Annotated in this window: 18 protein-coding genes and 2 riboswitches; of the genes, 7 read left to right on the top strand and 11 right to left on the bottom strand. The window is 69.8% G+C overall.

All coding sequences use genetic code 11. The features are described 5' to 3' along the window. Positions 1-3 precede the first annotated feature (3 nt). Positions 4-1,083: a cobalamin biosynthesis protein CobW gene (gene cobW, locus WT53_RS16040; protein WP_034207299.1), complete on the bottom strand. Its 1,080-nt coding sequence runs from the start codon at positions 1,081-1,083 to the stop codon at positions 4-6. Between the two features lie 328 nt (positions 1,084-1,411). After that, a riboswitch (cobalamin riboswitch) is annotated at positions 1,412-1,677 on the bottom strand. A 152-nt stretch (positions 1,678-1,829) separates the two neighbouring features. On the opposite strand from cobW, the gene WT53_RS16035 reads away from it, so the two are divergent. The 5 genes from WT53_RS16035 to WT53_RS16015 all read left to right on the top strand — a co-directional run bounded on the left by WT53_RS16035 (position 1,830) and on the right by WT53_RS16015 (position 7,513). Continuing rightward, positions 1,830-3,968 carry a TonB-dependent siderophore receptor gene (locus WT53_RS16035; protein ID WP_034207298.1) on the top strand — a complete coding sequence of 713 codons (2,139 nt, stop codon included), beginning with the start codon at positions 1,830-1,832 and terminating at the stop codon, positions 3,966-3,968. 69 nt (positions 3,969-4,037) lie between these two features. Continuing rightward, positions 4,038-4,276: riboswitch (cobalamin riboswitch) on the top strand. 109 nt (positions 4,277-4,385) lie between these two features. Beyond that, positions 4,386-5,195 (top strand): uroporphyrinogen-III C-methyltransferase, encoded by an 810-nt coding sequence (gene cobA, locus WT53_RS16030; RefSeq protein ID WP_230624920.1) that lies wholly within the window; start codon positions 4,386-4,388, stop codon positions 5,193-5,195. Beyond that, positions 5,192-5,569, top strand: coding sequence for a cobalamin biosynthesis protein (locus tag WT53_RS16025; RefSeq protein ID WP_034207297.1), 378 nt, complete (start codon positions 5,192-5,194; stop codon positions 5,567-5,569). Before cobA ends, WT53_RS16025 begins: the two co-directional genes overlap by 4 nt. Before the next feature lie 34 nt (positions 5,570-5,603). Next, entirely contained in the window at positions 5,604-6,206 is a 603-nt protein-coding gene (gene cobO, locus WT53_RS16020) for a cob(I)yrinic acid a,c-diamide adenosyltransferase (RefSeq protein WP_034207296.1), read from the top strand. 2 nt (positions 6,207-6,208) lie between these two features. Further along, the gene (locus WT53_RS16015) at positions 6,209-7,513 is read left to right on the top strand and encodes a cobyrinate a,c-diamide synthase (RefSeq protein WP_034207295.1); all 1,305 of its coding nucleotides are present in this window, start codon (positions 6,209-6,211) and stop codon (positions 7,511-7,513) included. A 37-nt stretch (positions 7,514-7,550) separates the two neighbouring features. On the opposite strand, the gene WT53_RS32480 is transcribed toward WT53_RS16015, so the two are convergent. Further along, complete coding sequence (locus tag WT53_RS32480; RefSeq protein ID WP_080747772.1) at positions 7,551-7,649, bottom strand: type II toxin-antitoxin system ParD family antitoxin; 99 nt, start codon at positions 7,647-7,649, stop codon at positions 7,551-7,553. A 113-nt stretch (positions 7,650-7,762) separates the two neighbouring features. Then, positions 7,763-8,926 carry a M20 aminoacylase family protein gene (locus WT53_RS16010; protein WP_034207294.1) on the bottom strand — a complete coding sequence of 388 codons (1,164 nt, stop codon included), beginning with the start codon at positions 8,924-8,926 and terminating at the stop codon, positions 7,763-7,765. A 343-nt stretch (positions 8,927-9,269) separates the two neighbouring features. Between WT53_RS16010 and WT53_RS16005 the strand changes: the two genes are divergently transcribed. Next, entirely contained in the window at positions 9,270-10,343 is a 1,074-nt protein-coding gene (locus tag WT53_RS16005; protein ID WP_034207293.1) for a type IV toxin-antitoxin system AbiEi family antitoxin, read from the top strand. Further along, positions 10,312-11,217, top strand: coding sequence for a nucleotidyl transferase AbiEii/AbiGii toxin family protein (locus WT53_RS16000; RefSeq protein WP_034207292.1), 906 nt, complete (start codon positions 10,312-10,314; stop codon positions 11,215-11,217). The genes WT53_RS16005 and WT53_RS16000 overlap by 32 nt, the downstream gene beginning before the upstream one ends. A 42-nt stretch (positions 11,218-11,259) precedes the next feature. Here WT53_RS16000 and WT53_RS15995 read toward each other — a convergent pair whose 3' ends face one another. The 8 genes from WT53_RS15995 to WT53_RS15960 all read right to left on the bottom strand — a co-directional run bounded on the left by WT53_RS15995 (position 11,260) and on the right by WT53_RS15960 (position 23,841). Then, positions 11,260-11,682, bottom strand: a complete 423-nt coding sequence (locus tag WT53_RS15995) for a PIN domain-containing protein (protein WP_034207291.1) — start codon at positions 11,680-11,682, stop codon at positions 11,260-11,262. Then, positions 11,679-11,942: a type II toxin-antitoxin system VapB family antitoxin gene (gene vapB, locus WT53_RS15990; RefSeq protein WP_052100282.1), complete on the bottom strand. Its 264-nt coding sequence runs from the start codon at positions 11,940-11,942 to the stop codon at positions 11,679-11,681. The genes WT53_RS15995 and vapB overlap by 4 nt, the downstream gene beginning before the upstream one ends. A gap of 250 nt (positions 11,943-12,192) precedes the next feature. Beyond that, positions 12,193-13,209, bottom strand: a complete 1,017-nt coding sequence (locus WT53_RS15985) for a GNAT family N-acetyltransferase (RefSeq protein WP_034207290.1) — start codon at positions 13,207-13,209, stop codon at positions 12,193-12,195. After that, complete coding sequence (locus WT53_RS15980) at positions 13,209-14,048, bottom strand: N(5)-hydroxyornithine transformylase PvdF (protein WP_034207289.1); 840 nt, start codon at positions 14,046-14,048, stop codon at positions 13,209-13,211. Before WT53_RS15980 ends, WT53_RS15985 begins: the two co-directional genes overlap by 1 nt. Before the next feature lie 88 nt (positions 14,049-14,136). Beyond that, on the bottom strand, positions 14,137-16,380 hold the full coding sequence (locus WT53_RS15975) for a TonB-dependent siderophore receptor (protein ID WP_060260752.1): 2,244 nt from the start codon (positions 16,378-16,380) through the stop codon (positions 14,137-14,139). A gap of 45 nt (positions 16,381-16,425) precedes the next feature. Beyond that, on the bottom strand, positions 16,426-17,802 hold the full coding sequence (locus WT53_RS15970; RefSeq protein ID WP_034207288.1) for a lysine N(6)-hydroxylase/L-ornithine N(5)-oxygenase family protein: 1,377 nt from the start codon (positions 17,800-17,802) through the stop codon (positions 16,426-16,428). A 32-nt stretch (positions 17,803-17,834) separates the two neighbouring features. After that, positions 17,835-18,866, bottom strand: coding sequence for a GNAT family N-acetyltransferase (locus WT53_RS15965; protein WP_060260567.1), 1,032 nt, complete (start codon positions 18,864-18,866; stop codon positions 17,835-17,837). Next, on the bottom strand, positions 18,856-23,841 hold the full coding sequence (locus WT53_RS15960) for a non-ribosomal peptide synthetase (RefSeq protein WP_060260564.1): 4,986 nt from the start codon (positions 23,839-23,841) through the stop codon (positions 18,856-18,858). The genes WT53_RS15965 and WT53_RS15960 overlap by 11 nt, the downstream gene beginning before the upstream one ends. Between the last annotated feature and the right edge of the window lie 8 nt (positions 23,842-23,849).

Genomic DNA, 23,849 nt, shown 5'->3' with positions numbered 1-23,849 from the left:
GCGTTACGCCTGTTGCGGCTCGGCCGCGCACGCGGCGTCGAACGCGCGTTGCAGCGCGGCTGCGTCGAGATCCTCGCCGATCAGCACGAAGCGGCTCGCGCGCGTTTCGCCGTCCTGCCAGCGGCGGTCGAAATAGCTGTCGAAGCGGCGGCCGACGCCCTGGATCACGAGCCGCATCGGCGCGCCGGGCAGCGCGGCGAAGCCTTTCGCGCGATAGATCGTGTGCGCTTCGACCACGCGCTGCAGCGCGGCGATCGTCGCTTCGCGCGTGCCGGCGTCGCCCGACACCACCACCGAATCGAAATCGTCGTGATGGTGATCGTGATCGCCGTCGTCGGCCGCACCGTGATGGTCGTGACGCAGGTGGATCGTGTCCTCCGATGCCGACTCCAGCCCGAGCAGCATCGCGAGGTCGAGCTCGCCGCGCGTCGCGCGCACGATCTTCACCTGCGGCGGGATCTCGTCGCGGATCGCGGTTTCGATCCGCGCGAACTCGGCGTCGCCGACCAGGTCGGCCTTGTTCACGATCACGAGATCGGCGGACGACAGCTGATCGGCGAACAGTTCGTGCAGCGGCGATTCGTGGTCGAGATTCGGATCGGCGCGGCGCTGCGCGTCGACGGCCTGCGGGTTTTCCGCGAACTGGCCGCTCGCGGCGGCCGGCCCGTCGACGACGGTCACGACCGCGTCGACCGTGAAGCTGTTGCGGATCGTCGGCCAGTTGAACGCCTGCACGAGCGGCTTCGGCAGCGCGAGGCCCGACGTCTCGATCAGCACGTGGTCGATGTCCGCGCGGCGCTCGACGAGCGCTTCCATCACCGGATAGAACTCTTCCTGCACGGTGCAGCACAGGCAGCCGTTCGCGAGTTCGTACAACTGGCCCGATGCCTCGCCCTGAGCATCGTCGCAGCCGATGCCGCAGCCCTTGAGGATTTCGCCGTCGATGCCGAGCTCGCCGAATTCGTTGACGATCACCGCGATGCGGCGGCCTTCGGCGTGTTGCAGGATATGGCGCATCAGCGTCGTCTTGCCGCTGCCGAGAAAGCCCGTGACGATCGTGACGGGAAGCTTGCGTAGGGTCATGGTAGGTCCTGTGACGGGAATGGAATCAGGCCGGGGGCGTCGCGTCGGTGGCGGCGCGGCCATTCACGGGACGGGACGCGGGAAGATCGCCGCGCGGTCCGGCCGGACAGCCGCAGGACGGGCGGAACAACGAATCGGGCATGGTGCTTCCTTGCGAACGGTCGACATCGTGAATGCCAACACGGCTGCCGCCGGCCCCGCCCCGCGCCGCCTGCCGTTCGCCGCGGCGGCCGCTCGCGTGCGCGCGGCGGCAGATGGACGAAGGAAGCGTCGAACACCGGGCGTCGGGCCTGCTGCGGCCGTGGACGATGCGCCGCCTCCCCGCGGCGCTGAACCCCAACGTTTAGGCCGGTATCCGGGCTGACGAACACGCCGCTTCGCCTTCCCGGATACGCGCGGCATCCAGTGGCGGTCGTCCGCATGCGCGGGGCATGCGGCGAAGCGGCGCTGCATCGCGCTGCGCGCGACACGTTCGCTTACCGTTGCGGGGGCAGCACAGGTTGGCTCGACTGCGGCGCAGGCAGGCTCCCTGTTTCCCGTTTAACTGCGTGCGCCGGAGCGGCGCGCGCGAGCACCAAAACGCGTGCGAGTGTAGGCGGCGGTGCGGGGAGCGTCAAGGCGAGCGGTCGGCGGCGAACGCGAATGATTGTCGTTTTCAACTTCGTAAGATAAACTTCGCCCGATAACGAAGCCAACCATCACGCAACGGCCATGTGAGGCAATCACTCAGTCATCCTTAAATTTCCATGTCGAAACGACAGATATCCGGGCGGCGGTTTCCTGTGCTGGCCCTGTCGCTGTGCTCGATCGCCTGCGTTGCTCCCTGCCCTGCCCCGGCGGCCGAGTTCGACGACGAGCTGCCCGCGCTCGAGGTGCGCAGCCGACGCCATCCGAACGATCCGCGCGCCGAAAGCGTGAGCACGGCGACCCGCACCGCGAGCGATCCGCGCGACGTACCGCAAACCATCGACAGCGTCCCGGTCGAGGAAACGCTGTCCTATGGCGGCCGCACGCTTGCCGACGCGCTGGCCGGCGTGCCGGGTGTTTCCAATACGTCGGATACGCGCTTCGATGCGTTCCGCATCCGCGGCTTTTCCGCCGCGGGCGACCTGCTGCTCGACGGCATGCGAGACGACGCGCAATACGTGCGCAGTCTCGGCAATATCGAACGCGTCGAAGTGCTGAAGGGACCGGCCGCGGCGCTGTACGGGCGCGGCAGCGGCGGCGGCGTCATCAACCGGATCACCAAGCAGCCGTTGCCGGAAAACTTCGGACATGTGTCGGCGGCGACCGGAAGTTACGGACGGCTCGGCGCATCGGTCGATCTCAACCGGATGCTGTCGAGCGCATGGAGCATGCGGCTCAATGCGGGCCGCGAACACGCAGGCAGCTTCCGCGACCACGTCGACGGCACGCGCCAGTACGTCGCGCCGTCGATCAAATGGCAGGACGCACGGCGAAGCTGGCTGCTGCAGTTCGAATACGACACGTACCAACGCGTGCCCGATCGCGGCATGCCGGCGCCGGTCGCCGCGATCGACGCGGCCGGCAGGCCGATCGCGTTCTCGCTGCCGTCCGCGCCGCGCGCGACCTTCTTCGGCGCGGCGGACCGCGACACCGTCCGCGACAAGAACATGAACGGGCGCTCGGTCGTCACGTACGTGCTCGACGGCGACTGGACACTGCGCCATACACTGGGCGTGCTGGATTTGCACAGCACCTTCGACAATACCTACGTCACGCAAAGCTACGTCACGAAGCCGCGCGACTACCGGCGCGTGCAACGTGCGCGCTATCTGCAGGACATGACGCATCTCAACGTGCAGACCGGCGTCGAATTGAGCGGCAAAGTCGCGACCGGGCCCGGCTTGCATCACCTGCTGTTCGGCATCGAATACGGCTGGCAGAAACGCAGCCCGACGCTCTGGCAGGCCGATGCGGCGCCGGTCCCGATCACCGGACCGGATCGTCTCGCGCCGGCCGGCGCGGCGCCGCGCCCGTATGCGATGAACCGCCATCGCGTCAGCGACTACGCGATCTTCGCGCAGGATCGCATCGACCTCGGGCGAGCGTGGAAACTGCTCGGCGGCCTGCGCGCGGAACGCTTCGACGTCGATTCGACCAACGCGCTGAACGGGCTGCATGCGCGGCGCACGACGACGGCATGGAGCCCGCGGCTCGGCGTCGTGTGGTCGCCGGTTGGCGCGCACAGCGTGTATGCGTCGTACAGCAAGAGCTTCGCGCCGGTCGGCGGCGACCTGATCGGCATCACGCCGGACGCGCGCGGCAACGCCAACGATCTCGGCCCGCAATACAACCGCCAGTACGAGATCGGCGTGAAAAGCGACTGGCGCGATGGCGCACTGAGCACGACGCTCGCACTGTTCCAGCTCGATCTGTACAACCGCCGCGTCGCCGATCCGGTTCGGCCCGGGTTCTTCGACCTCAACGGCCTCGAGCGCAATCGCGGCCTGGAACTGGGCGTCGCCGGCCGGCTCGCGGGCGACTGGTTCGTTCGCGGCGGCATCGGCTGGCAACACGCACGGGTGGTCGACGCCGAGCCGAAGTACGCGGGCAAGCGGTCGGCGGGTGTGTCCGGGTCGAACGGCAGCCTGTTCGTCGGCCATGCGCCGCTGCGCGGATTTTTCGCCGAACTCGGGCTGGTGTACGAAGGGGCGCGTTACGCCGATCGCGACAACCTGCTCGAACTGCCCGCATACGTCCGCTGGGACGGCAAGGCCGGATATCGCACGCGCGACCTCGAGGTGACGCTGGCGGCCGTCAACCTGACCGATCGCGACTATTACGCGAATGCGACGGGCCTCGCGCAGATCATGCCCGGTTCGCCACGCACGTTCACGCTGACGGCGGCGTACAAGTTCTGACCTCGCGGGCCGCGCCGACGCCTCGCGCGACCGGTCCGCCGGGCAGCTCGCGCTTGGCACGCCTGTGCTATCGTATGCGCCGCGTTCGGTGCTCGCATGCGCATTCCGCGCATGCAGTTAAACGGGAAACAGGAGGCGGATGTCCGCCCGGCCTGTGCTGTCCCCGCAACGGTACGCCGCCCGCGCAACGCGCTTTTTTCGCACGTGCGCCCAGGCCGCCCGCGATGCCACTGCCCTTCGACCGGGCGGGAAGGCTGCGGTCTGGCAAGCGGCCAGCCCGGATACCGGCCGACGCAAGGGGCGAGCGCGATGCTCGCCGAACGCCCGGTCCGCGGGGGACGGATGGGGTGCGCATTCCACCCGCGTTCGCGCGGGTTTCGCCCGATCCGTCATGCACTGCCTGCTCGCCGGCCGCCGATGCGCCGCCCGCCTTCCCTGTTCCACTGTGTCGACACGGTGCGCGCCGTGCCGCGCGCGATGAGCCGCGCATGGCTCGTCGGCGCGGGCCCCGGCGACGCCGATCTGCTGACGCTCCGAGCCGTGCGCGCGATCGGCGCGGCCGACGTGCTGCTCGTCGACGATCTCGTGAACCCCGACGTGCTGCGCCATGCGCGCGCCGACGCGCTGATCGAGCACGTCGGCAAGCGTGGCGGCCATGCGTCGACGCCGCAGGCGGCGATCGTCGCCGCGCTGCTCGCGCACCTGCGCGCGGGCCGCAGCGTCGCGCGGCTCAAGGGCGGCGATCCGTTCGTGTTCGGCCGCGGCGGCGAGGAACTGGTCGCACTCGGCGCGGCGGGCTTTCCGGTGGAAGTCGTCAACGGCGTCACCGCGGGTATCGCCGCGCCGGCCGCGCTCGGCATCCCGGTCACGCACCGTGGCGACGCGCAGGGCGTGATCTTCGTCACCGGCCACGGCGCGGGAGCCGACGAGCCCGACTGGCGCGCGCTCGCGGCCACGCGCATGACGATCGTGATCTACATGGGCATCCGTCGCCTCGACGCAATTGCCGCGGCGCTGCGCGACGGCGGCCTGCCCGGCGATACGCCGTGCGCGGCGATCGAGAACGCCACGCGCCCCGAACAGCGCCACCTGCTCGCGACGCTCGATACGCTCGTCGAGCGTGTCGGTGCGGCCGGTATCGGTTCGCCGGCGATCGTCGTGATCGGCCGCGTCGCGGCGCTCGCCGACGATCCGGCGGTGCGTGCGGCGCTCGGCGGTTGCGCATGATGCGCGTCGCGCTCGGCATCGGCTTTCGCGCGGGCGTCACGGCCGCGCAACTCGATGCCGCGATCCGCGCCGCGCTCGCGCGCTACCCGGCCGCCGAACCGGCGCTCGTCGCGACGCTCGCCGACAAGGCACGCGCCCGGGCGCTGCGCACGCTGTGCGCACGCCGTGGCTGGCCGCTCGTCGCATTCGATGCGGCGCAACTCGCGAGCCGTCCGGAACTGGCCGCGAGCGGCCCGTCCGGCGCCGCGCTGGCGCGCTTCGGCATCGCGGGCGTGGCCGAGCCGTGCGCGCAGCTCGCCGCGCCGCACGGCCGGCTGCTCGGCCCCAAATCCATCCGGGACGGCGTGACGGTCGCGCTCGCCGGCCCGCTCTGAACCCGTTGTTTCGCTTTCGACAGGACGATTCCCGATGAAGACCGATTCCGAATCCCATCAGCGGATGGCCGAACGCCGCCGCGCCGGCCACGAGAAGAAGCAGGCCGCCGCCACGCAGGAAAAGGGCCTGCTGATCGTTCACACCGGCAACGGCAAGGGCAAGAGCACGGCCGCGTTCGGGATGGCCGTGCGCGTGCTCGGCCACGGCATGCGGCTCGGCGTCGTGCAGTTCATCAAGGGGGCGCTGCACACGTCCGAGCGCGACTTCCTCGGCGCGGTCGCGCAATGCGATTTCGTGACGATGGGCGACGGCTATACGTGGAACACGCAGAACCGCGACGCCGATATCGCGACCGCGCGCAAGGGCTGGGACGAGGCGCGCCGGATGATCGACAGCGGCGACTACCGGATGGTGATCCTCGACGAGCTGAACACCGTGCTGAAGTACGAATACCTGCCGCTCGACGAAGTGCTCGCGACGCTCGTCGCGCGTCCGGCGTCGGTGCACGTCGTCGTCACCGGGCGGCACGCGCCCGATGCGCTGATCGATGCGGCCGATCTCGTCACCGAAATGCGGCTCGTCAAGCATCCGTACAAGGAGCAAGGCGTGAAGGCGCAGCGCGGCGTGGAGTTCTGAGCATGCCGGCCTGCCCCGCGCTGTTCGTCAGCGCACCCGCGTCGGGCCAGGGCAAGACGTCGGTGACGGCCGGCCTCGCGCGGCTGCACCGCCGGCTCGGCCGCCGCGTGCGCGTGTTCAAGACCGGCCCCGATTTTCTCGATCCGATGCTGCTCGAACGCGCGAGCGGCGCGAGCGTGCATGCGCTCGACCTCGGAATGGTCGGCGAGGCCGGCTGCCGCGCCCTGCTCGCCGAGGCCGCGCGCGACGCGGACCTGATCCTGATCGAAGGCGTGATGGGGCTGTTCGACGGCACGCCGAGCAGTGCCGATCTCGCGGCCGCGTTCGGCGTGCCGGTCGTCGCGGTGATTTCGGCGAAGGCGATGGCGCAGACGTTCGCGGCGATCGCCTTCGGGCTCGCGCGGTTCCGGCCGGGATTGCCGTTTCACGGCGTGCTGGCCAATCGCGTCGGCTCGGCCCGGCACGCGCAATTGCTGCAACAGGCGTTGCCCGACGAGTTGCGCTGGCTCGGACACGTGCCGGCCGATGCGGGCATCGCGCTGCCGGAGCGGCATCTCGGCCTGCATCGGCCGGCCGATATCGACGATCTCGACGCGCGGCTCGATCGCGCGGCCGACGTGCTCGCGCAGACGGCGCTGGCCGACTTGCCGCCGACCGTCGCGTTCGCGGAACCGGACGCGGCCGCGCCGCTGCCGCGCGCGCTGGCCGGCAAGCGGATCGCGGTGGCGCGCGATGCGGCGTTCTCGTTCATCTATCCGGCCAATCTCGCGCTGCTGGATGCGCTCGGTGCGACGCTGCGATTCTTCTCGCCGCTCGCCGACGAACCCGTGCCCGACGATTGCGATGCGCTGTTTTTGCCGGGCGGCTATCCGGAACTGCATGCGGCGACGCTTGCCGGGAATGCCGCGACCGCGCGGACGATTCGCGCGCATGCGGGAGCCGGCCGGCCGATCGTCGCGGAATGCGGGGGAATGGTTTACCTGTGCGAATCGCTGACCGATGCGGATGGCTCGACGACGCCGATGCTCGGCCTGCTGCCGGGGCATGCGACGATGCAGCGCCGGTTCGCGGCGCTCGGCATGCAGCAGCTCGATACGCGCACCGGGCCGATGCGCGGTCATACGTTCCACTATTCGCGGCTCGCGACGCCGCTGGAACCGGTCGCGCGCGCCGCGCGCCCCGACGGCGCGCGGGACAGCGGCGAAGCCGTCTACCGGAGCAGCGCGATCGTCGCGACGTACATGCACATGTACTGGCCGTCGAATCCGGATGCAGTCGTGGCGTTGTTCAGCGGGGGCACGTTCTAGATGGTGGGATGCGGCGCTCGGATCGAGGCCGCACAGGTCATATCGGGATGGTGGGGCCGCTTTGCGACGATCGCACCTGCGCATCGACAAATTCGGCAAAGTGATCGCCAAGGGAAACGGATGTGTTTCGCGACATGAGTCATCTCCTTGGGATGCGGCCATCATGTACCAATTTTGGGTACATTTCGCGTTCGCCGCGCCGAAGCGGGGCCGATGGCCGGGTCGGTGCCGCGTGCCCCACCTCCTCCGTCACACCAGAAACGCCTCGGTCAGCTTGACCCAGTACGACGCACCGGTCGGCAGCGCCGCGTCGTTGAAGTCGTAGCCGGGGTTGTGCACCATGCAGCCGCCCTCCCCGTCGCCGTTGCCGATGATCAGATAGCAGCCCGGCCGTTTCTCGAGCAGGAACGCGAAATCCTCGCTGCCGGTGAGCGGCACCATCCCATCGATCAAGTTGGCTTCGCCGACCCATTCGCGAGCGACGCCGCGCGCGAACGCCGTCATCTGAGCATCGTTCACGAGCACCGGGTAGCGGCGCTGGTAGTCGATCGTCGCGGTCGCGCCGAACACGGCCGCCTGCGCATGCACGACCTCGTTGATGCGCGTTTCGAGCAGGTCGCGCACCTCGGGCTTCAGCGCCCGCACCGACAGGCGCATCTGCGCGCGATCGGGAATCACGTTCGGCGCCTCGCCCGCATGGATCGCGCCGACCGTGACGATCGCCATGTCGAGCGGCGACACGTTGCGCGACACGATCGTCTGCAGCGCCAGCACGATCTGCGCGCATACGACGACCGGATCGATCGCCCGGTGCGGCACTGCGCCGTGACCGCCGCGACCCTGCACGTCAATGACGACGGTATCCGACGACGCCATGAACGCCCCCGGCAGGAAACCGAATTTGCCGGTCGGGAAGCCCGGCATGTTGTGCATCGCGAAGATCGCGTCACAGGGGAATTGCTCGAACAGCCCTTCGTCGAGCATCTTCTTCGCGCCGCCGAGCCCTTCCTCGGCCGGCTGGAAAATCAGGTTCAGCGTGCCCGAGAAGCGGCGTTCGCGCGCGAGGTGCTTCGCGGCCGCCAGCAGCATCGCCGTGTGGCCGTCGTGGCCGCATGCGTGCATCTTGCCCGCGATCGTGCTCTGGTACGGCAGGCCCGTCGCTTCGTGGATCGGCAGCGCGTCCATGTCGGCGCGCAGGCCGAGGCGTTGCTTGCCGTTGCCCACTTTCAACTGGGCGACGACGCCGGTGCCGCCGAGCCCGCGATGCACGGTGTAGCCCCACGACTGCAATTGCTCGGCGACGAGATCGCTCGTCGCGAATTCCTCGAAACCCAGTTCGGGATGGGCGTGGATGCGGTGCCGAATTTCGATCATTTCGTCGGCGAGGCCGGCGGGGATCACGCTGTGCGTCACGGTGTCGTCTCCTGATGGGCGATGGGGAACATGCGGGCAACGATAGTCGATTCGACAGCAACCGGGCAGACGGAAAGTCGTCGCGGTAGCAACTGATGGTTGCTATATGAAAATACGGCTCACGGCACGTGGTGACCGGCCATCCGGACGACTGCCACGGCCGATCCGGTCGTGCGACACTGGGCGCCCTGTCGCGAATTCTCGTGCAAGAGGGGTGGTCGTGGTCATTTATGCACCTGAAATACTGCCTTTACCTCAAAGGCTTACGAGATTACGTTCACTCTTTGACGCTTGTACATTTTTTGTGTACGATGATAAAAAAGTGAACAAGCGATCCTCGTTGATGCCCAAGAACGCCACCCTCCCGATGTCGGAACAACAGGTGCTCGACGAAGCGTGCGCCGCGTTCGGCCGCGTCACCCCGCGCTTCAACGCGCGGCCCGTGCGCGTGCCGGCGGCATACCGCGCGCGCGCCGACGCGATGATTCGCTTCGACGTGGCCGGACAGGTCGTGGAGATGCCGGTCGCCGTGAGCCTTCGTGTCGAATCGCTGGCGGGCGCGCTCGCGGAATTGCGTCGCCGCGGTGGGGCCGCACACGTGTCCGGCGAGCGGCCGCTCATGCTGGTCGCGCCCCACCTTTCCGGCGAACTGGCCGGGGGCCTGATCGACCAGGGCATCCCGTTTCTCGACACCGCCGGCAACGTATGCCTGATCCAGCCGGAAGCGACCGTCATGATCGCGGGCCGGCCCAAACCTGCGCGCACGCCGCGCCGGCAGGCGTCACGCGCGACGACGCCGAAGGGGCTGGCCGTGATGTTCGCGCTTGCGACGCAGCCGGGCCTGGTCGCGCAGCCGTATCGGGGGATCGCCGCCGCGTCGGGCGTCGCGCTCGGCACGGTCAATCTCGCGATGGACGATCTGATCGCGCGCGGCCTCGTCGGGCAACGCCGCAACGGCGAGCGTCTGATTCCCGACTGGCCGCGCTTCGTACAGGAATGGGTCGCGCTGTACCCGAGCCGCTTGCGTGCGAAGCTGCCGAGCCGCCGGTTTGCCGGCCTCGCGCCCGACTGGTGGCGCGGCTTCGATTTCGCGGCCTTCGATGCACAACTCGGCGGCGAACCGGCAGCCGATCTGCTCACGCACGATCTGAAGCCGGCCGCGATCACCGTCTATACGCACGGCGCCGTGCCGAACGGCCTGCTGCTGCAGGGCCGCCTGCGTCCGGACGCGCACGGCGACGTCGAAATCCTCGAAGCGTTCTGGCCGCGCTCGCCGGCACTCGACTGGCGCGAGCAAGAGGTGCCGCTCGTGCCGCCGCTTTTGATCTATGCGGATCTCGTCTCGTCCGGAGACAGCCGCAATCTTGCCGCAGCCGAACACATCCATGACCGATACCTCGCCCACCCGCCCGCTTGAAGTCGATGCGAGCCGCCCGCTCGAGCCGGCAGCGGTGGCGCTGCTGCAGTCGGTTGGCGCGGCCTGCGCGCAGCTCGACGCGGCATTCGTCGTGGCCGGCGCGACCGCACGCGACATCCTGATGTGGCATGTCCACGGCATCCGGCCGGTGCGCGCGACGCGGGACGTCGACGTCGCGGTGTGCGCGGTCAGTTGGCCGTTTCATGCACGGCTCGTCGATACGCTCGTCGCGACCGGACAATTCGCCCGCGCGCCGAAGCATCGGCAAAAACTGCTGTTCGACAGCGGGATGCAGGGTTTTCGCACGGAACTCGACCTGGTGCCGTTCGGGCCGCTCGAAGCGCCGCCCGGCGAAATCGCATGGCCGCCCGGCGGCGACTTCGTGCTGAACGTGCTGGGTTTTCAGGAGGCGGTCGATACCGCGCTGACCGTGTCGATCGGCGCCGGCATCACGGTGCCGGTGGCGAGCCTGCCGGCGCTCGCGCTGCTGAAGCTGCTGGCGTGGAAGGACCGGCGCGCGCGCCAGAACAGCGACGCGTACGACCTGCTGTTCCTGCTCACGCATTTTCACGATGCGGGCAATCGCGAGCGCATCTGGGACGTCGCGCCCGACCTGCTCGAACGACATGGCTTTCAGCCGGAGCTGGCGGCAGCGGCGCTGCTCGCGCGTGACGCGAAACGGGCCGCGTCGCCGCACACGTACGACGCGATCCGCGCGCTGTTGTCCGACGACGCGACTTACGCGACGCTCGGGCAGGATCTGCAGGCCCGCGCGTTCGCGCTGTTGCCGGGTGAATTCAATGACGACGCCGACCGGTATCTCGATGCGTTCCGCGGTGGCTTCCTCGCGGATCCGCCCGTTCGTCGGGCATGACGGGCTGCCGCGCGACCGCAATCCCATCGTGCATTCGCTGCGTCATGCCGAGGCCGCCCAGTCTTCGAGCGGCAACCCCGCGACACGACTGAATTCGCGACCGTTGTTCGTGACGAGCACCGCACCGGCTGCGATCGCGTGGCCGGCGATCGATGCGTCGTTCGCGCCGATCGGCGTGCCACGGGCGGCGAGGTCGGCGCGAATCGCGGCGGTTGCATCGATCGCCGCGGTATCCCACGCCAGCACGCCGTCCAGCCGCGCGACAAAGCTCGTCACGAGGTCGGCATGCTTCGGCGATGCCTTTCTGCCGACTGCACCGAACCGCATTTCGGCATAGGTCACGGCCGACACGACGATCCGGTGCTGTGCGTTGACGCACGACTGCAACCGCGACAATACCGCGGGCGGCCGCTCGCGCATGATGAACGAACAGATGTTCGTATCGAGCATGTAGAGCGTGGTCACCGGTTCGACTCCGTCGGCACATCGGCGTCGCCGGACAGGTCGAAGCGACCGGTTTCGACGACGGCCGGGCGTTCGGCGAGGAAATCGGCATCGGCCAGCGGTTCGTTCGCGAACGACAGCCACGTGGGGCGTACCGGCCGCAACAGCAGCGTATCGCCCTCGCGGCGGATCTCGAGTTCGGTGACCCCCTCGAACTCCATGTCCTTCGGGATGCGGATTGCCTGGTTACGGGCGTTCTTGAAAATGGAAACGGTGCGCATGAGCCACTCCATGGGAGTACGATGCGCCCATTGTAGACATATGCTGGCATATGTCAATTTGGCGGAATGCGAATCCGCCACTGCGTCCCACGCTGTCGAGGATGTCTGATTCATGCTGCCGGCCTGTCGTCGATGAGAGGAGCGATCCATTCTTCATGACGCAGGCCACGCGGTCCATATACCGGACGGCCAATGCATGCGCATCGCAAGGTCGCGCACACCGTCGCACCGACGCTGTGCGCCGCCCCCGTCATGGCAACCGGAAAGTGTCAAAGAACGTATCGCGCTCGATCACGGTGAGCGCCGCGCGCTTGTGCGGGAAATCGAACTCCTTCAGCGTGTAGAACCCGAGCCGATGCATGTACGCGATATGCCGCACGTGGTCGACGCGCGGCTCGCCGACGAGCCGCTGCGTACGCGGTTCGTCGACGAACATGTAGTGCAGCACCCCGCTCCACCACGCATGCAGCTTGCCGGCGCTCTGGAAACGCGAGTCGCCGATCAGCAGGTGCAGCCCGCGATCGTAGTCGTGCGCATCGTAGAACGGCGCGAGGCGGTCCTCCTTCGCCCAGTAGAACTCGAAATAGCCGAACGGCGTGTCGTCGAAATAGCCGATCGTCGGGTGCATGTGCGGGTCGGCGAGCCGTTCGGCGAGATACGCCGCATGCTCGTCGCGCGTGCCGCGCTGGTCCCAGAAATGCGCGACACGATCGAGGTTCATCCACGTGCTGAACAGGTCCGCGTGCGCGTCGATGTCGACGGTGCGCAGGCTGAACGTCATGCCGACCTGCGGCATGGCGCGGGCATAAATCTCGCCGGCCGGCGACGGCGGCCGCACCGGATGCCGATGGCCGTTCGTGATCGCGTAGCGCAGCGGCATCCCGCCCGACGCGGGCGCCTTCAGCCACGGCCGCGGATTCTGCCAGAACGTCGTGCGCGACACGGTGAGCCGCAGCGTGTCGCCCGCGACCTGCGCGCCGTCGATCACGCCTTCGCGCACCGCACGCGCGACGTACGATGCCACGGCCGCCGCATCGGCGCCGCCGAGCGGCACCGAGATCGTCGCCGCATCGTGCCGCGTGTCGGTGTTGAACAGTGCGACGAAGGTCGCGAGCAGCGCGTCCGGCGCGTCGTCGGGCCGCCATGCGTCGAGCGCCTGCTCGACGACGGCCGCCGCCTGCCCGTGCGCGGCGCCGTCGAGCGCCGCGGCCACTTCACCTTCGACGGCGTCGGCCGCGCCGGCCGGTTTCGTCAGCGTGTCCTGCATCACAATGCTCCCGCGTCGTGGCGATCGGCGAGCACGTGCAGCCCGCGTTCGAGCGCCGGAAACAGGCTGCGCTGGAAGTTGTTCCAGCGCAGTTCGAGAATCGTGTCGTCCGGCGCGATCGGCGTGTCGAGCACGTCGCAGATCACCTCGCCGGAATCGATACCGTTGTCGACGTAGTGGAACGACGCGCCCGTCATCGTCACGGGTTCGACGGATGACGTCGCACCGGTCGCCCAATCGACCCGTTCGCCGCGTGCGCCGTGCAGCGCGTCGAGCGTCGCCCACGCGCCGCGCCGCTGGTACGGCGAATCGTCGGCCGTGATGCCCGGGTGGATGTTCGCGATGCGACGGTGAAAGCGCGCGCCCGGCCGCACGAGTTCGTCGAGGATCACGAGCAGCCCGTCGAGCACGACGATGTCGGCGTCGAGTTCGAGCAGGCGCTCGAGCAGGCGGCGCTCGAATGCCTGTTTGCCGGCCACGCGCTCGCGCGCGTCGCGCGGCAGCCGCCGGTACGTCGACGCGATCGTGCAGAACAGTTCGTCGACGGGCCGGCCTTGCACCGTCAAGCCTTCCGGCAGGATCCACGGGCGGCCCGGCGTGCGTGCGAACCCGTAATCGGCCACTTTCGCGCGGTCGGACGGCGACCCGTCGTCGTCGTCGACGATCACGCCCTGCAGCGTGTAGCGTTCGCCGAGCGGCGAATCGTTCAGGCGCTCGACGAGGAATTCGAGCGGCGCCTTCATGTAGCGCGTGCCGCCCCGATAAGCGACCGGCTGGCCGGCACGATCGGCCGCGCCGTTGCGCAGCGACTGGATGTAGACGAGATTTTTCTTCGGCATGGAGGCGTCGTGGAAAAAAGCGGACGAAGGCGCCGCGGCCGGCCCGCGCCGGCCACGAAGGCCGGCCGGCGAGCCGCGGCGCGCGACGTCACCAGTTGTATTTCGCGGTCGCGATCACCGTGCGGTCGGTCCCGAAAATGCAGACGTTCGTCGACTGGCAACCGCTGATGTAATGGCGGTTGAACAGGTTCGTCCCGTTCACGGCGAAGCGCCAGTTACGCATGTCGTAATGCAGGCCCGCATCGAACAGCGTGACGCTCGATACCGTCAGCGAGTTGTCCGCCGCACCGGCCGACGCGCTCTGGTAACGAATGCCGCCACCGAGGCCGAAACCCGCGAGCGGCCCCGTGTGCCACGTCCAGTCGGTCCACAGCGACGCCATCTGGCGCGGACGCGGAATGTCGACCGGCCAGTTGTTCAGCGTGTTGTCGTTCGCCTTGATGACCTTCACATCCTGGTAGACATACGACGCGACCACCGACAGGTTCGGCGTGACCTTGCCGGTCGCGCTCAGTTCGATCCCGCGCGAGCGCACCTCGCCCGACTGCACCGACTTCGTACCGTCCGGGTCCTGGCTCGGCAGCGCCGGCGTGATCCCGTTGGTCTGGTTGATCTGGTAGATCGCCGCGTTGAGCATCAGATTCTTGCCGGGCGGCTGCCAGCGCAGGCCGGCCTCGATCTGCTTGCCGCGCGTCGGCTGCGGCAGCCCGCCGCCGAGCAGGTTCACGCCGATCAGCGGATTGAACGACGTCGCGTAGCTGACGTACGGCGACAGCCCGTAATCGCCCTGGTACGTGAGGCCGACGCGGCCGGTGAACGCCGTGACGTCCGCCTTCGTCGACGTGCCGGCCGCGCGGTCGTCCATCCGCATGTTGACCCAGTCCTCGCGACCGCCGAGCGTCAGCGTCCAGCGGTTCCACTTGATCTGGTCCTGCGCGTACAGGCCGAACGTGTTCATCGTCGTGTACGTGTTGGTGCGGAACGTGGTGCTCGGATCCGAGAACACGGCCGTCGTGACGGGCGTATACACCGGGTTGTACAGGTTCAGGGTTGGCGCGGCGGCCAGCCATTCGCTGTCGGTCGCGGTCTGGCGGTTGTACTGGAAGCCGAGCAGCAGCGTGTGCTGGAGCGGCCCCGTCGCGAAGCGGCCCTCGAGGTTGTTGTCGATGTCGAAGCGGCTGTAGTTCGTCTGGAACACGCCGGCCCAGCGATTGACGGTGGTCAGCGTGTCGTCCGAGAAGCCGTTGCCCCACACCGAACCGTTGTCGAGCGACAGGTGCATCAGGCGCGTGTTCTGACGGAACGTCCAGGCCGGCGTCAGATTGCGCTCGAACTGGTAACCGACCGACCACTGCTTCTTGCGGTAGTAGTTGAAGTTGCCGTCGCCTTCGTAGATGTCCTTGTCGATCTGGCCGTTCGGGTTCGGCAGCACCGTGCCCTGCGCCGGCAGGAAGTTCGACGAGATGTCGCCCCAGTCCTGCAGGTAGGTCGCGGACAGCGTCAGCGACGTATCCGCGTCCGGGCGCCAGCGGAACGACGGCGCGAGCGCGACGCGCTGGTCGTTGTTCGGGCCGGTCAGTGCGTTCCCGTCGCGCGCGACGCCGACGAACCGGTACGCATACTTGCCGTCCGGATCGAGCTTGTCGCCGACGTCGATCATGAACTGCTTGCGCGCATAGTCGCCGATCTGCACACCGGCTTCGCGCACGCGTTCGCCGTCGGCGAGCTTGGTGTGCACGTCGACGATGGCGCCCGGATCGCCCGCGCCGTACAGCACCGAGGTGGGCCCGCGCAGCACGCTGATGCTGTCGATCATGTACGGATCGACGCGCCAGCTCGCGAGGTTGATCGTGTTCGGCACCTGCAGCCCGTTCACGTAGGCGGTCGGCGTGAAGCCGCGCAGCGCCGCGTACCAGTCGGAGCGGTTGTCCGACCCGTACGACGAGAAGCCCGGCACGTAGCGCAGCGCCGCGTTCACGTCGGTGGCGCCGGTCATCTCGATCTGCTGCGCGGTGACGACGTTGATCGTCTGCGGGATCTCGTCGAGCGGCGTGTCGGTCTTGGTGCCGGTCGTGCTGCGCTTCGCGACGAGCCCGACCGTGCCGTCTCCCGTCGAGGCCGCGTTGACGGTGATCGCCGGCAGCGTGCCGTTTTGCGCGCCCGTCGACGGATTCGCCGTCGCGCCGTTTTGCGCACTGCTGGCCGACGCCGCGGCGCCCGCGTTCACGGCCGGCGCCGTCTGGGCGTAAGCATGCCCTGCCGCCGCCGTACCGAACGCCACGCTTGCCGCGGCTGCGATCGCACGCAAACGCGTGCCTGTTGCCCACTCCATCTTCTTCTGCTCCACTTTTTCATGCGGTCTCCGACCGCGCCTTTGTCAAAGAGCGAAAGCCATCCGGCCCGCGCTCACCCCGTTGTTCGGTCGTTTTTCATGCGTTGCCCGGGCCGCGCCTTCGTCATGCGCGGACGCGATCCCGTCTTCGAGCGACGCGCAGATTTCGTCCGCGCGGCGCGCCAGTACCGACAGCAGCGTGTCGGACAGGCCGTGGCTGTCTTCGCAGCAGCCTTGCAGATAGATGCGCGGCGCGAAGTGCTCGGGCGTCGCGAGCAGGTAGTCGCGCGTCACGTCGCCGCGCGCGAGCGCATCGCCCAGATGCGGCGCGAGGCCTTCGAGCAGCGCCGAATGCGTGTCGCGCCGGTAGCCGGTCGCGAGCACGAGCGCGTCGAAGCGCTCGACGCGCGTGGCGCCGCTCAACCGGTCGCGCAACGTCAATTCGATGCGGCCGTCGGCGCCGCGCACCGCGGCCTCGATCGCGCTGTTCGCGAGCAGCGCATGACGCGGCGTGTCGTCGATCCGCTGCAGGTACAGCATTTCGTAGATCTGCTCGATCAGCGGCCGGTCGACCACCGCGTAGTTCGTGTCGCGATAACGCTCGAGCAGCGCGCGGCGCGCGTCGTGCGGCTGCGCATAGACGACGTCGGTGAATTCGGGGCTGAAGATTTCGTTGACGAACGGGCTGTCGTCGGCCGGCTTCAGCGCGCCCGCACGCATCACGAGGCTCGCGTCGACGTGCGCAAAGCGGCGCGCGAGATCGATGAACACCTCGGCCGCGCTCTGCCCCGCCCCGATCACCGCGACACGGCGGCGCTCGCCGTCGGGCGACGCGACGAGCCGGTCGATGTCGGCCAGGTACGACGACGAATGGATCACGCGGTCGCGGCCGAGCGCGGCGAACGCATCCGGAATCGCCGGCGTGCCGCCGACGCCGATCGACAGCGCACGCGTGACGCGCTGGCGCTCGTGGCCCGCCGCGTCGCGCGACAGCACGCGCAGTGCGTCGATCTTCGCCCCCTCGCCGCGCACGGGTTCGATCCCGAGCACGGTCTCGCTGTAATGGACGCGATCGTCGAACGCGTCGGCCACCCAGCTCAGGTAGTCGTGGAATTCGACGCGGGTCGGGTAGAAATTCTTCAGGTTGACGAATTCGTTCAGCCGGCCGCGTTCGAACAGGTAGTTGATGAACGTGTAGCGGCTTTTCGGATCGCGCATCGTGACGAGATCCTTCAGAAACGAGATCTGCATCCGGCAGTCGTCGAGCAGCATCCCGCGATGCCAGCCGAATTCCGGCTGGCGCTCGACGAAGCAATGGGCGAGCGTGCGCACGCCGCCGCGCTCCGCGAGGCGCACGGCCAGCGCCAGATTCGACGGCCCGAAGCCCACGCCGATCAGGTCGAATACGGTTTCTCTCTGCATGTCTCAGCTCCCTTGTCGGTGAATCCGGCCCGTCAAACGTGACGGCCGGAGAAGAACGTCTCGCGCAGCGTGCGCATCCACAGCGGCTGCGCGTCGGCCAGCGCGAGACGGCGCTGCCGCGCGAAGCCGTGCCGCGCGAGATGATCGGCAACCCGCGTGTGGCCGACCGGAACGGCACAGCCGACCGCGTCGGTACGCGGGTCGTCGAGAAACAGGTAATGCACGACGGACGGCAGCCAGCCGGCCACGCGGTGCGGGCCGCGCCAGCGCGGCTCGCCGACCAGCATCCGCAGCCCGCGGTCGTAGTCGCGCGCCGCGACGTGCGGGGCGAGCGCGTCCTCCTTCAGCCAGAACGCCTCGAAATACGCGAACGGCTCGCCGTCGAAGCAGCCGACGAGCGGCGTGACGTGCGGATCGGCTTCCTGCGCGCCTGCCGCGCCGCATGGCGCGGGCCGTGCGCCCGGCCAGCCGTCGCGCACGCGCGGCTCGTCGAACCAGCGCGCGAGCCGCTCGGCGTCCTCCTCCGGCTGCCAGCCGCGCAGCGTGAAGCGCACGCCGAGCGCCGGCAGGTCGCGCGCGTAGACGTCGCCGCGCGGCGCGGGCGGCCGCCGCGGGTGACGCCGGCCGTCGGTCATCGTCGGCAGCATCGCGCACGGCACAAGCGCGCCGACGCGCCACAGATCGGCCTGTTGCGCCCAGCCGTCGCGCACGCAACGGCCGCCGTCGGCGAGCACGCCGCTCGCGCGCAGCGCGTCGAGCGCGACCGCCGGCCAGGCGGCCGGGTCGAGCCGGATCGCCGCGTGGCGCGCGCTGTCCGAGAACGCCGCGGCCAGCGCGACCAGCAGCGCCCGCCGCTGGTCGGCCGGCGCCGCGCGATGGTTGTAGGCGACGAGGCGCAGCGCGCCGTCGTCGCCGAGCTGCGCGCGCAGCAACTGCGCGCCGATCCCGTCGCCATGCGCGACGCGGATCTCCACGCCGTCGCGCACGGCGAAGAGGCCGTCCGCGAACGCGAGGCGGTAGGTATCGAGCATCGTGAATCCGTCCGGACGCACCTCAGCCAGCATGGCGCGCCTCCTGTTCCGTTTCCGCTCGCGCATCGAGCCGCGCGCCGAGCGCCGCGAGCGTCGGCGCCGCGAACACGTCGGCGATCGTCAGCGCGTGACCGGCACGGCTTGCGGCGTCGACGAAGCGCACGACGTCGAACGACGTCGCGCCGGCTTCGAACAGGTCCGCATCGGGCTCGGGGGCGGCCGTCGCGAACGTGTCCGACCACAGCGCGGCGAGCGCGGCAGCGGCACGCGACGCCATCGCGTGGAGCCGTGTCGCGCCGTCGGCGCGTGGGCCGAACGCGACATGCGTGTCCGCGCGCGCATCGGGCGCGCCGAGCGCGGCTTCCGACGCGCCGGCGAAGCGCGCGACTTCGTCGTGATACAGATCGACGAGCCCGTCGACGAAATCGCGCGCGAGCAGTTCGTCCGCATACGAGAACGCGGCGCTCACGCGGCCGTCCGGATGCTCGACGACGTCGAGCTCCAGCGTAAATACGACGCGATGGCGCACGTCGTCGAATTCGGTCAGCGACAGGCCGGCCCAGTCGCGCGCGGCCGCCCCCGTCGGGCGCAGGTAGTTGAACATCACCTGGAACAGCGGATTGGCCTGCGCGGCGCGCGGCGCACGCAGCGCGGCCACGACGTCGGCGAACGGCACGTCGGCATGCGCATATGCGGCGAGCGCCGTGTCGCGCACCTGCGCGAGCACGTCCGCGCGACGGGCGGCCGGGTCGATCCGCGTACGCACGACGACCGAGTTGATGAACAGGCCGAGCGCCGCGCGGGCCGCGTCGCCCGTGAGCTCGCGCGTCGACGCGAGCACGCCGACCGGCTGGTCGGTCGCGCCCGTCGCGCGGAACAGCGCGGTATTGAGCGCCGCATGCAGCAGCATCGGCAACGTGGCGTGCGCGGCCGACGCGGCGTCGCGCGCGGCGCGAATCAGCGGCGCATCGAATTCGAACGCGATACGGGCCGCGCGCCATTGCGGTACGGCCGGCGCGTCGGCACGCTGCGGCAGCACGCGCGACGGCAGATCGGCGAGCGCATCGCGCCAGTACGCGACACGCGCCGGATCGCACGGCGCGGGCAGCACGAGCGGCAAGGTCGACCGCACGGCTTCGGCGGCCGGCTCGGCGCTGCGCCGCACGCGGGCGACATAGCGGGCGCGCACCGCATCGAGCCATAGCTCGATCGACTCGCCATCCGACACGATGTGGTGAATCGTCACCGACAGCACGTGATCGTCCGCACCGAGCCGCAGCACGCGCGCGCGCCACAGCGGCGCGTCGGCCGCGAGGTCGAACGGGGCGAGCGCATCCGCGTCGGTCAGCGCGGCCGCGCGGGAGCGCGCATCCGCGTGGGACGACAGGTCGATCACCGGCAGATCGACGGCGACGTCCGCGTCGATCCGCTGGCCCGGCAGCGCGCCGTCACGGACGACGAGCCGCGCACGCAGCGCCGGATGCACGGCCGCTGCGTCCGAGAACGCCGCGCGCAGTGCGTCGACATCGAGCGGGCCGCGCACGCGCAGCGCGACCGGAATGTTGTACGCGGCGCTGTCCGGTTGCGCGCGCCACAGGAACCACAGGCCGACCTGCGCGGGCGACAGCGGCCATACGCCGTGCGCGTCCGGTTTGACCACCGCGACGCCCGGCGCCGCGGCGAGCGCATGCCCGGCGCGCGGCGCATCGGCCACCTGCAGCGCGTATTGCGCCAGCACGGGCGCCTCGAACAGCGCACGCACCGGCACGTCGCGGCCGAGCCGTTCGGCCACGCGCGTCGCGACGCGCACGGCCGCGAGCGAATGACCGCCGAGATCGAAGAAGTGATCGCCGCGGCCGACGCGCTCCAGATTCAGCACGTCGCACCAGATCGCCGCGAGCGCGGCTTCGTCGCCGTCGTGCGGCGCCTCGTACGCCCGTTCGACACGCACGGGCGCCGGCAACCTCGCGCGGTCGACCTTGCTGTTCGCGTTGCGCGGCAGCGCGTCGAGCACGATCAGTTGCGCGGGCACCATGTAGTCGGGCAGCGTGCGGCGCAGGTGCGCGTCGAGCGTCGCGGCTTCGACCGGCTGCGCGGCTGCCTGCGCGTCGGCGGTCAGTTCGACGTACGCGACGAGTTGCGCGAGCGCGCCCTGCCCGTGCACGACCGCGCATGCTTCGCGCACCGCGTCGTGCGCGGCGAGCTGCGCTTCGATTTCGCCGAGTTCGATGCGCAGGCCGCGCAGCTTCACCTGGTGATCGACGCGGCCGATGAAATCGAATACGCCGTCCGCGCGGCGCCGTACGAGGTCGCCGGTCCGGTACAACCGCGCGCCCGGCGCGCCGTACGGATCCGGCACGAAACGCTCGGCCGTCAGCGCCGGGCGGTCGAGGTAGCCGCGTGCGACGCCGATCCCCTCGCCGCCCAGATACAGTTCGCCGATCACGCCGACCGGCAGCGGATGCAGCCGCGCGTCGAGCACGTGCGCGGTGCGCGCGCCGACCAGCGTGCCGATCGGCAGATACGCGGCGTCGCCGAGCTTCGCGAGATCGTCGCCGGGACGGAACATCCACAGCGTCGGCGTGATGACCGTTTCGGTCGGGCCGTAGCCGTTGACCACGCGCACGTTCGGCAGCGCACGGCGCAACATCGCGAACGCCTCGCGCGACGTGGCCTCGCCGCCGACGGTCAGCGAGCGCAGCGTCGGCGGCGCGCCGTGCGCGAGCGCCCATTCGGCGAGCTGTGCCGCGCAGCCGGGCGGCACGTAGGTCATCGTCACGCCGTCGCGGATCATCATCGCGCAGGTCTGCGCGGGCGGCCACAGCACGTCGGCCGTCACCGACACGGCGGCGCCCGACATGTATTGCGAAAACCAGCCTTCGTGCGCACCGTCGAAATTGACCGACTGAAACAGCAGGAACACGTCGTTCTCGCCCGCGCCGTAACGCTCGGCGATCGCCGCGCAATGCCGCGCGAACGACGCGTGGTCGACGATCACGCCTTTCGGCTTGCCGGTCGAGCCCGACGTATAGATCGCATAGGCCGCGTGGCCGGGCAGCACGTCCGGCAATGCGACGTGCGCGGCTTCGTCGAGCGCATCGATCGCGTCGGCGCGCCATACGCGCAGCGCCGGCAGTTCGGGCAGCGACGCGGCGCTCGCGGCGTCGGTCAGCACGTGCGCGATGTTCGCGTCGCCGACGATCTGCGCCAGCCGTTCGCGCGGGTGAGCCGGATCGAGCGGCACGAACGCGGCGCCCGACTTCAGCACCGCGATCAGCGCGACGAGCAGGTCGACCGAGCGCTGCAGCGCGACGCCCACGCGCATCTCGGGCCGCACGCCGGCCGCCACCAGATGGCGCGCCAGGCGCGCCGCGCGGGCATCGACTTCGCCGCGGGTCAATGCGCGATCGACATCGGCGACGCCGCGTGCGTCGGGCCGCGCGTGCGCATGCGCGGCGATGCGCGCATGCACCGGCACGAACGGCTCGGCAGCGGTCACGCCGGCCGGCGCGTTCCATGCGAAGAGCTGCGCGCGTTCGTCGGCAGGCAGCCAGTCGAGATCGCCGATCGGTATGTCGGGGCGCGCGAGCGCATCGGTCAGCAGCGTGACGAAGCGCGCGGCCAGCCGTTCGATCGCATCGGCGTCGAACAGGTCGAGCGCGTAGATGAAGGCGGCGTCGAAGATGCCGTCCGGCGTCGCTTCGACGGACAGCGTCAGGTCGAATTTCGCGGACGGCGTGCCCGACGGCAGCAACGCGGCCGACGCCGCGCCGAATGCCGGCAGCGCGCGGCGTTCGCCGTACGCGGCCATCACCTGGAACAGCGGATGGTGGCTTGCGCTGCGCGGCACGCCGAGCGCGTCGACCACCTGCTCGAACGGCACGTCCTGGTGCATCTGCGCATCGACGAGCGCGCGCTGCGTCCGCGCGACCAGCGACGAGAAATCGCCGTACGCGGGTACGTCGACGTCGATGGCCAGCGTGTTGACGAAGAAGCCGATCAGGCTCGCGACTTCCGCGCGCTCGCGATTCGCGGCCGGCACGCCGACGCAGATCCGTGCGTCGCCGGTCGCGCGCGCCAGCAGCGCGTCGAGCGCCGCGAGCAGCACCGCGAACGGCGTCGCGCCGGACGCGGCCGCGAACGTGCGCAACCGCGCGCCGAGGCGCGTGTCGAGCGAAAACACATGACGCGCGCCGCGCGCACTGCGCCGCGCCGGCCGCGCGGTCGCGCCGGGCAGCGTCAGCACGCCGCGCTGCGGATCGAGCCGCTCGCGCCAGAACGCGAGCTGACGGTCGCGCTCGCCGGCGTCGAGCCAGCGGCGCTGCCACAGCGCGTAGTCGGCGTACTGGATCGGCAGCGGCGCGAGCGGCACCGGCTCGCCCGACGCATACGCGCGATAGAACGCCGCGAGTTCGTCCAGCATCACGCCCGACGACCAGCCGTCCGACACGATGTGATGCACGGTGAGAGCGAGCCAGTGATGCGTCGCGTCGAAGCGAATCAGATGCGCGCGCACGAGCGGCGCCGTGCCGAGATCGAACGGCTCGGCCTCGTCGGCCGTCGCGAGCGCTTGCGCGCGCGGCACGCGCTGCGCATCCGGCAACGCGTCGAGATCGGTTTCGCGCCACGGGCAGCGCAACGGCGCGCGGATCGTTTGCGCGACGCCGTCCTGCGCTTCGTCGAAGGTCGTGCGCAGCGCCTCGTGGCGCGCAATCAGCGCATCGCAGGCGAGACGCAGCGCATGCACGTCGAGCGGGCCCGTCAGCGCCAGGCGCTCGGTGATGTGGTACGCGTCCGGCGCATCGATCAGCCGCGCGTGCAGCCACAGACGCGTCTGCGCGAACGACGCCGGCACGCGGTCGCTGCGCGGCGTGCGCGGCGGGATCGGCAGCACGCGGAAGTCGATGCCGGCCGCGCCGAGCTTGTCGATGAAGACCGCGCGCTGCGCATCGGGCAGTTGCGCGAAACGCGTCGCGAGCGCGAGCCAGTCGGGTTGAACCTTCGTCATCCGTCGTC

The organism is Burkholderia sp. MSMB2157WGS (genome assembly GCF_001532755.1).
GTDB lineage: Bacteria > Pseudomonadota > Gammaproteobacteria > Burkholderiales > Burkholderiaceae > Burkholderia.
This window is presented reverse-complemented; position numbering and strand designations above follow the sequence as displayed.

Coding starts and splice junctions, on each gene's coding strand:
- cobA (WP_230624920.1), top strand. CDS start 4,386: ATGCGCCGCCCGCCTTCCCTGTTCCACTGTGTCGACACGGTGCGCGCC.
- WT53_RS16015 (WP_034207295.1), top strand. CDS start 6,209: ATGCCGGCCTGCCCCGCGCTGTTCGTCAGCGCACCCGCGTCGGGCCAG.
- WT53_RS32480 (WP_080747772.1), bottom strand. CDS start 7,649: ATGTCGCGAAACACATCCGTTTCCCTTGGCGATCACTTTGCCGAATTT.
- WT53_RS15975 (WP_060260752.1), bottom strand. CDS start 16,380: ATGGAGTGGGCAACAGGCACGCGTTTGCGTGCGATCGCAGCCGCGGCA.
- WT53_RS16000 (WP_034207292.1), top strand. CDS start 10,312: ATGACCGATACCTCGCCCACCCGCCCGCTTGAAGTCGATGCGAGCCGC.
- WT53_RS15980 (WP_034207289.1), bottom strand. CDS start 14,048: ATGCCGAAGAAAAATCTCGTCTACATCCAGTCGCTGCGCAACGGCGCG.
- cobW (WP_034207299.1), bottom strand. CDS start 1,083: ATGACCCTACGCAAGCTTCCCGTCACGATCGTCACGGGCTTTCTCGGC.
- WT53_RS16025 (WP_034207297.1), top strand. CDS start 5,192: ATGATGCGCGTCGCGCTCGGCATCGGCTTTCGCGCGGGCGTCACGGCC.
- vapB (WP_052100282.1), bottom strand. CDS start 11,942: ATGCGCACCGTTTCCATTTTCAAGAACGCCCGTAACCAGGCAATCCGC.
- WT53_RS15960 (WP_060260564.1), bottom strand. CDS start 23,841: ATGACGAAGGTTCAACCCGACTGGCTCGCGCTCGCGACGCGTTTCGCG.
- cobO (WP_034207296.1), top strand. CDS start 5,604: ATGAAGACCGATTCCGAATCCCATCAGCGGATGGCCGAACGCCGCCGC.
- WT53_RS16005 (WP_034207293.1), top strand. CDS start 9,270: ATGCCCAAGAACGCCACCCTCCCGATGTCGGAACAACAGGTGCTCGAC.
- WT53_RS15985 (WP_034207290.1), bottom strand. CDS start 13,209: ATGCAGGACACGCTGACGAAACCGGCCGGCGCGGCCGACGCCGTCGAA.
- WT53_RS16035 (WP_034207298.1), top strand. CDS start 1,830: ATGTCGAAACGACAGATATCCGGGCGGCGGTTTCCTGTGCTGGCCCTG.
- WT53_RS15965 (WP_060260567.1), bottom strand. CDS start 18,866: ATGCTGGCTGAGGTGCGTCCGGACGGATTCACGATGCTCGATACCTAC.
- WT53_RS15970 (WP_034207288.1), bottom strand. CDS start 17,802: ATGCAGAGAGAAACCGTATTCGACCTGATCGGCGTGGGCTTCGGGCCG.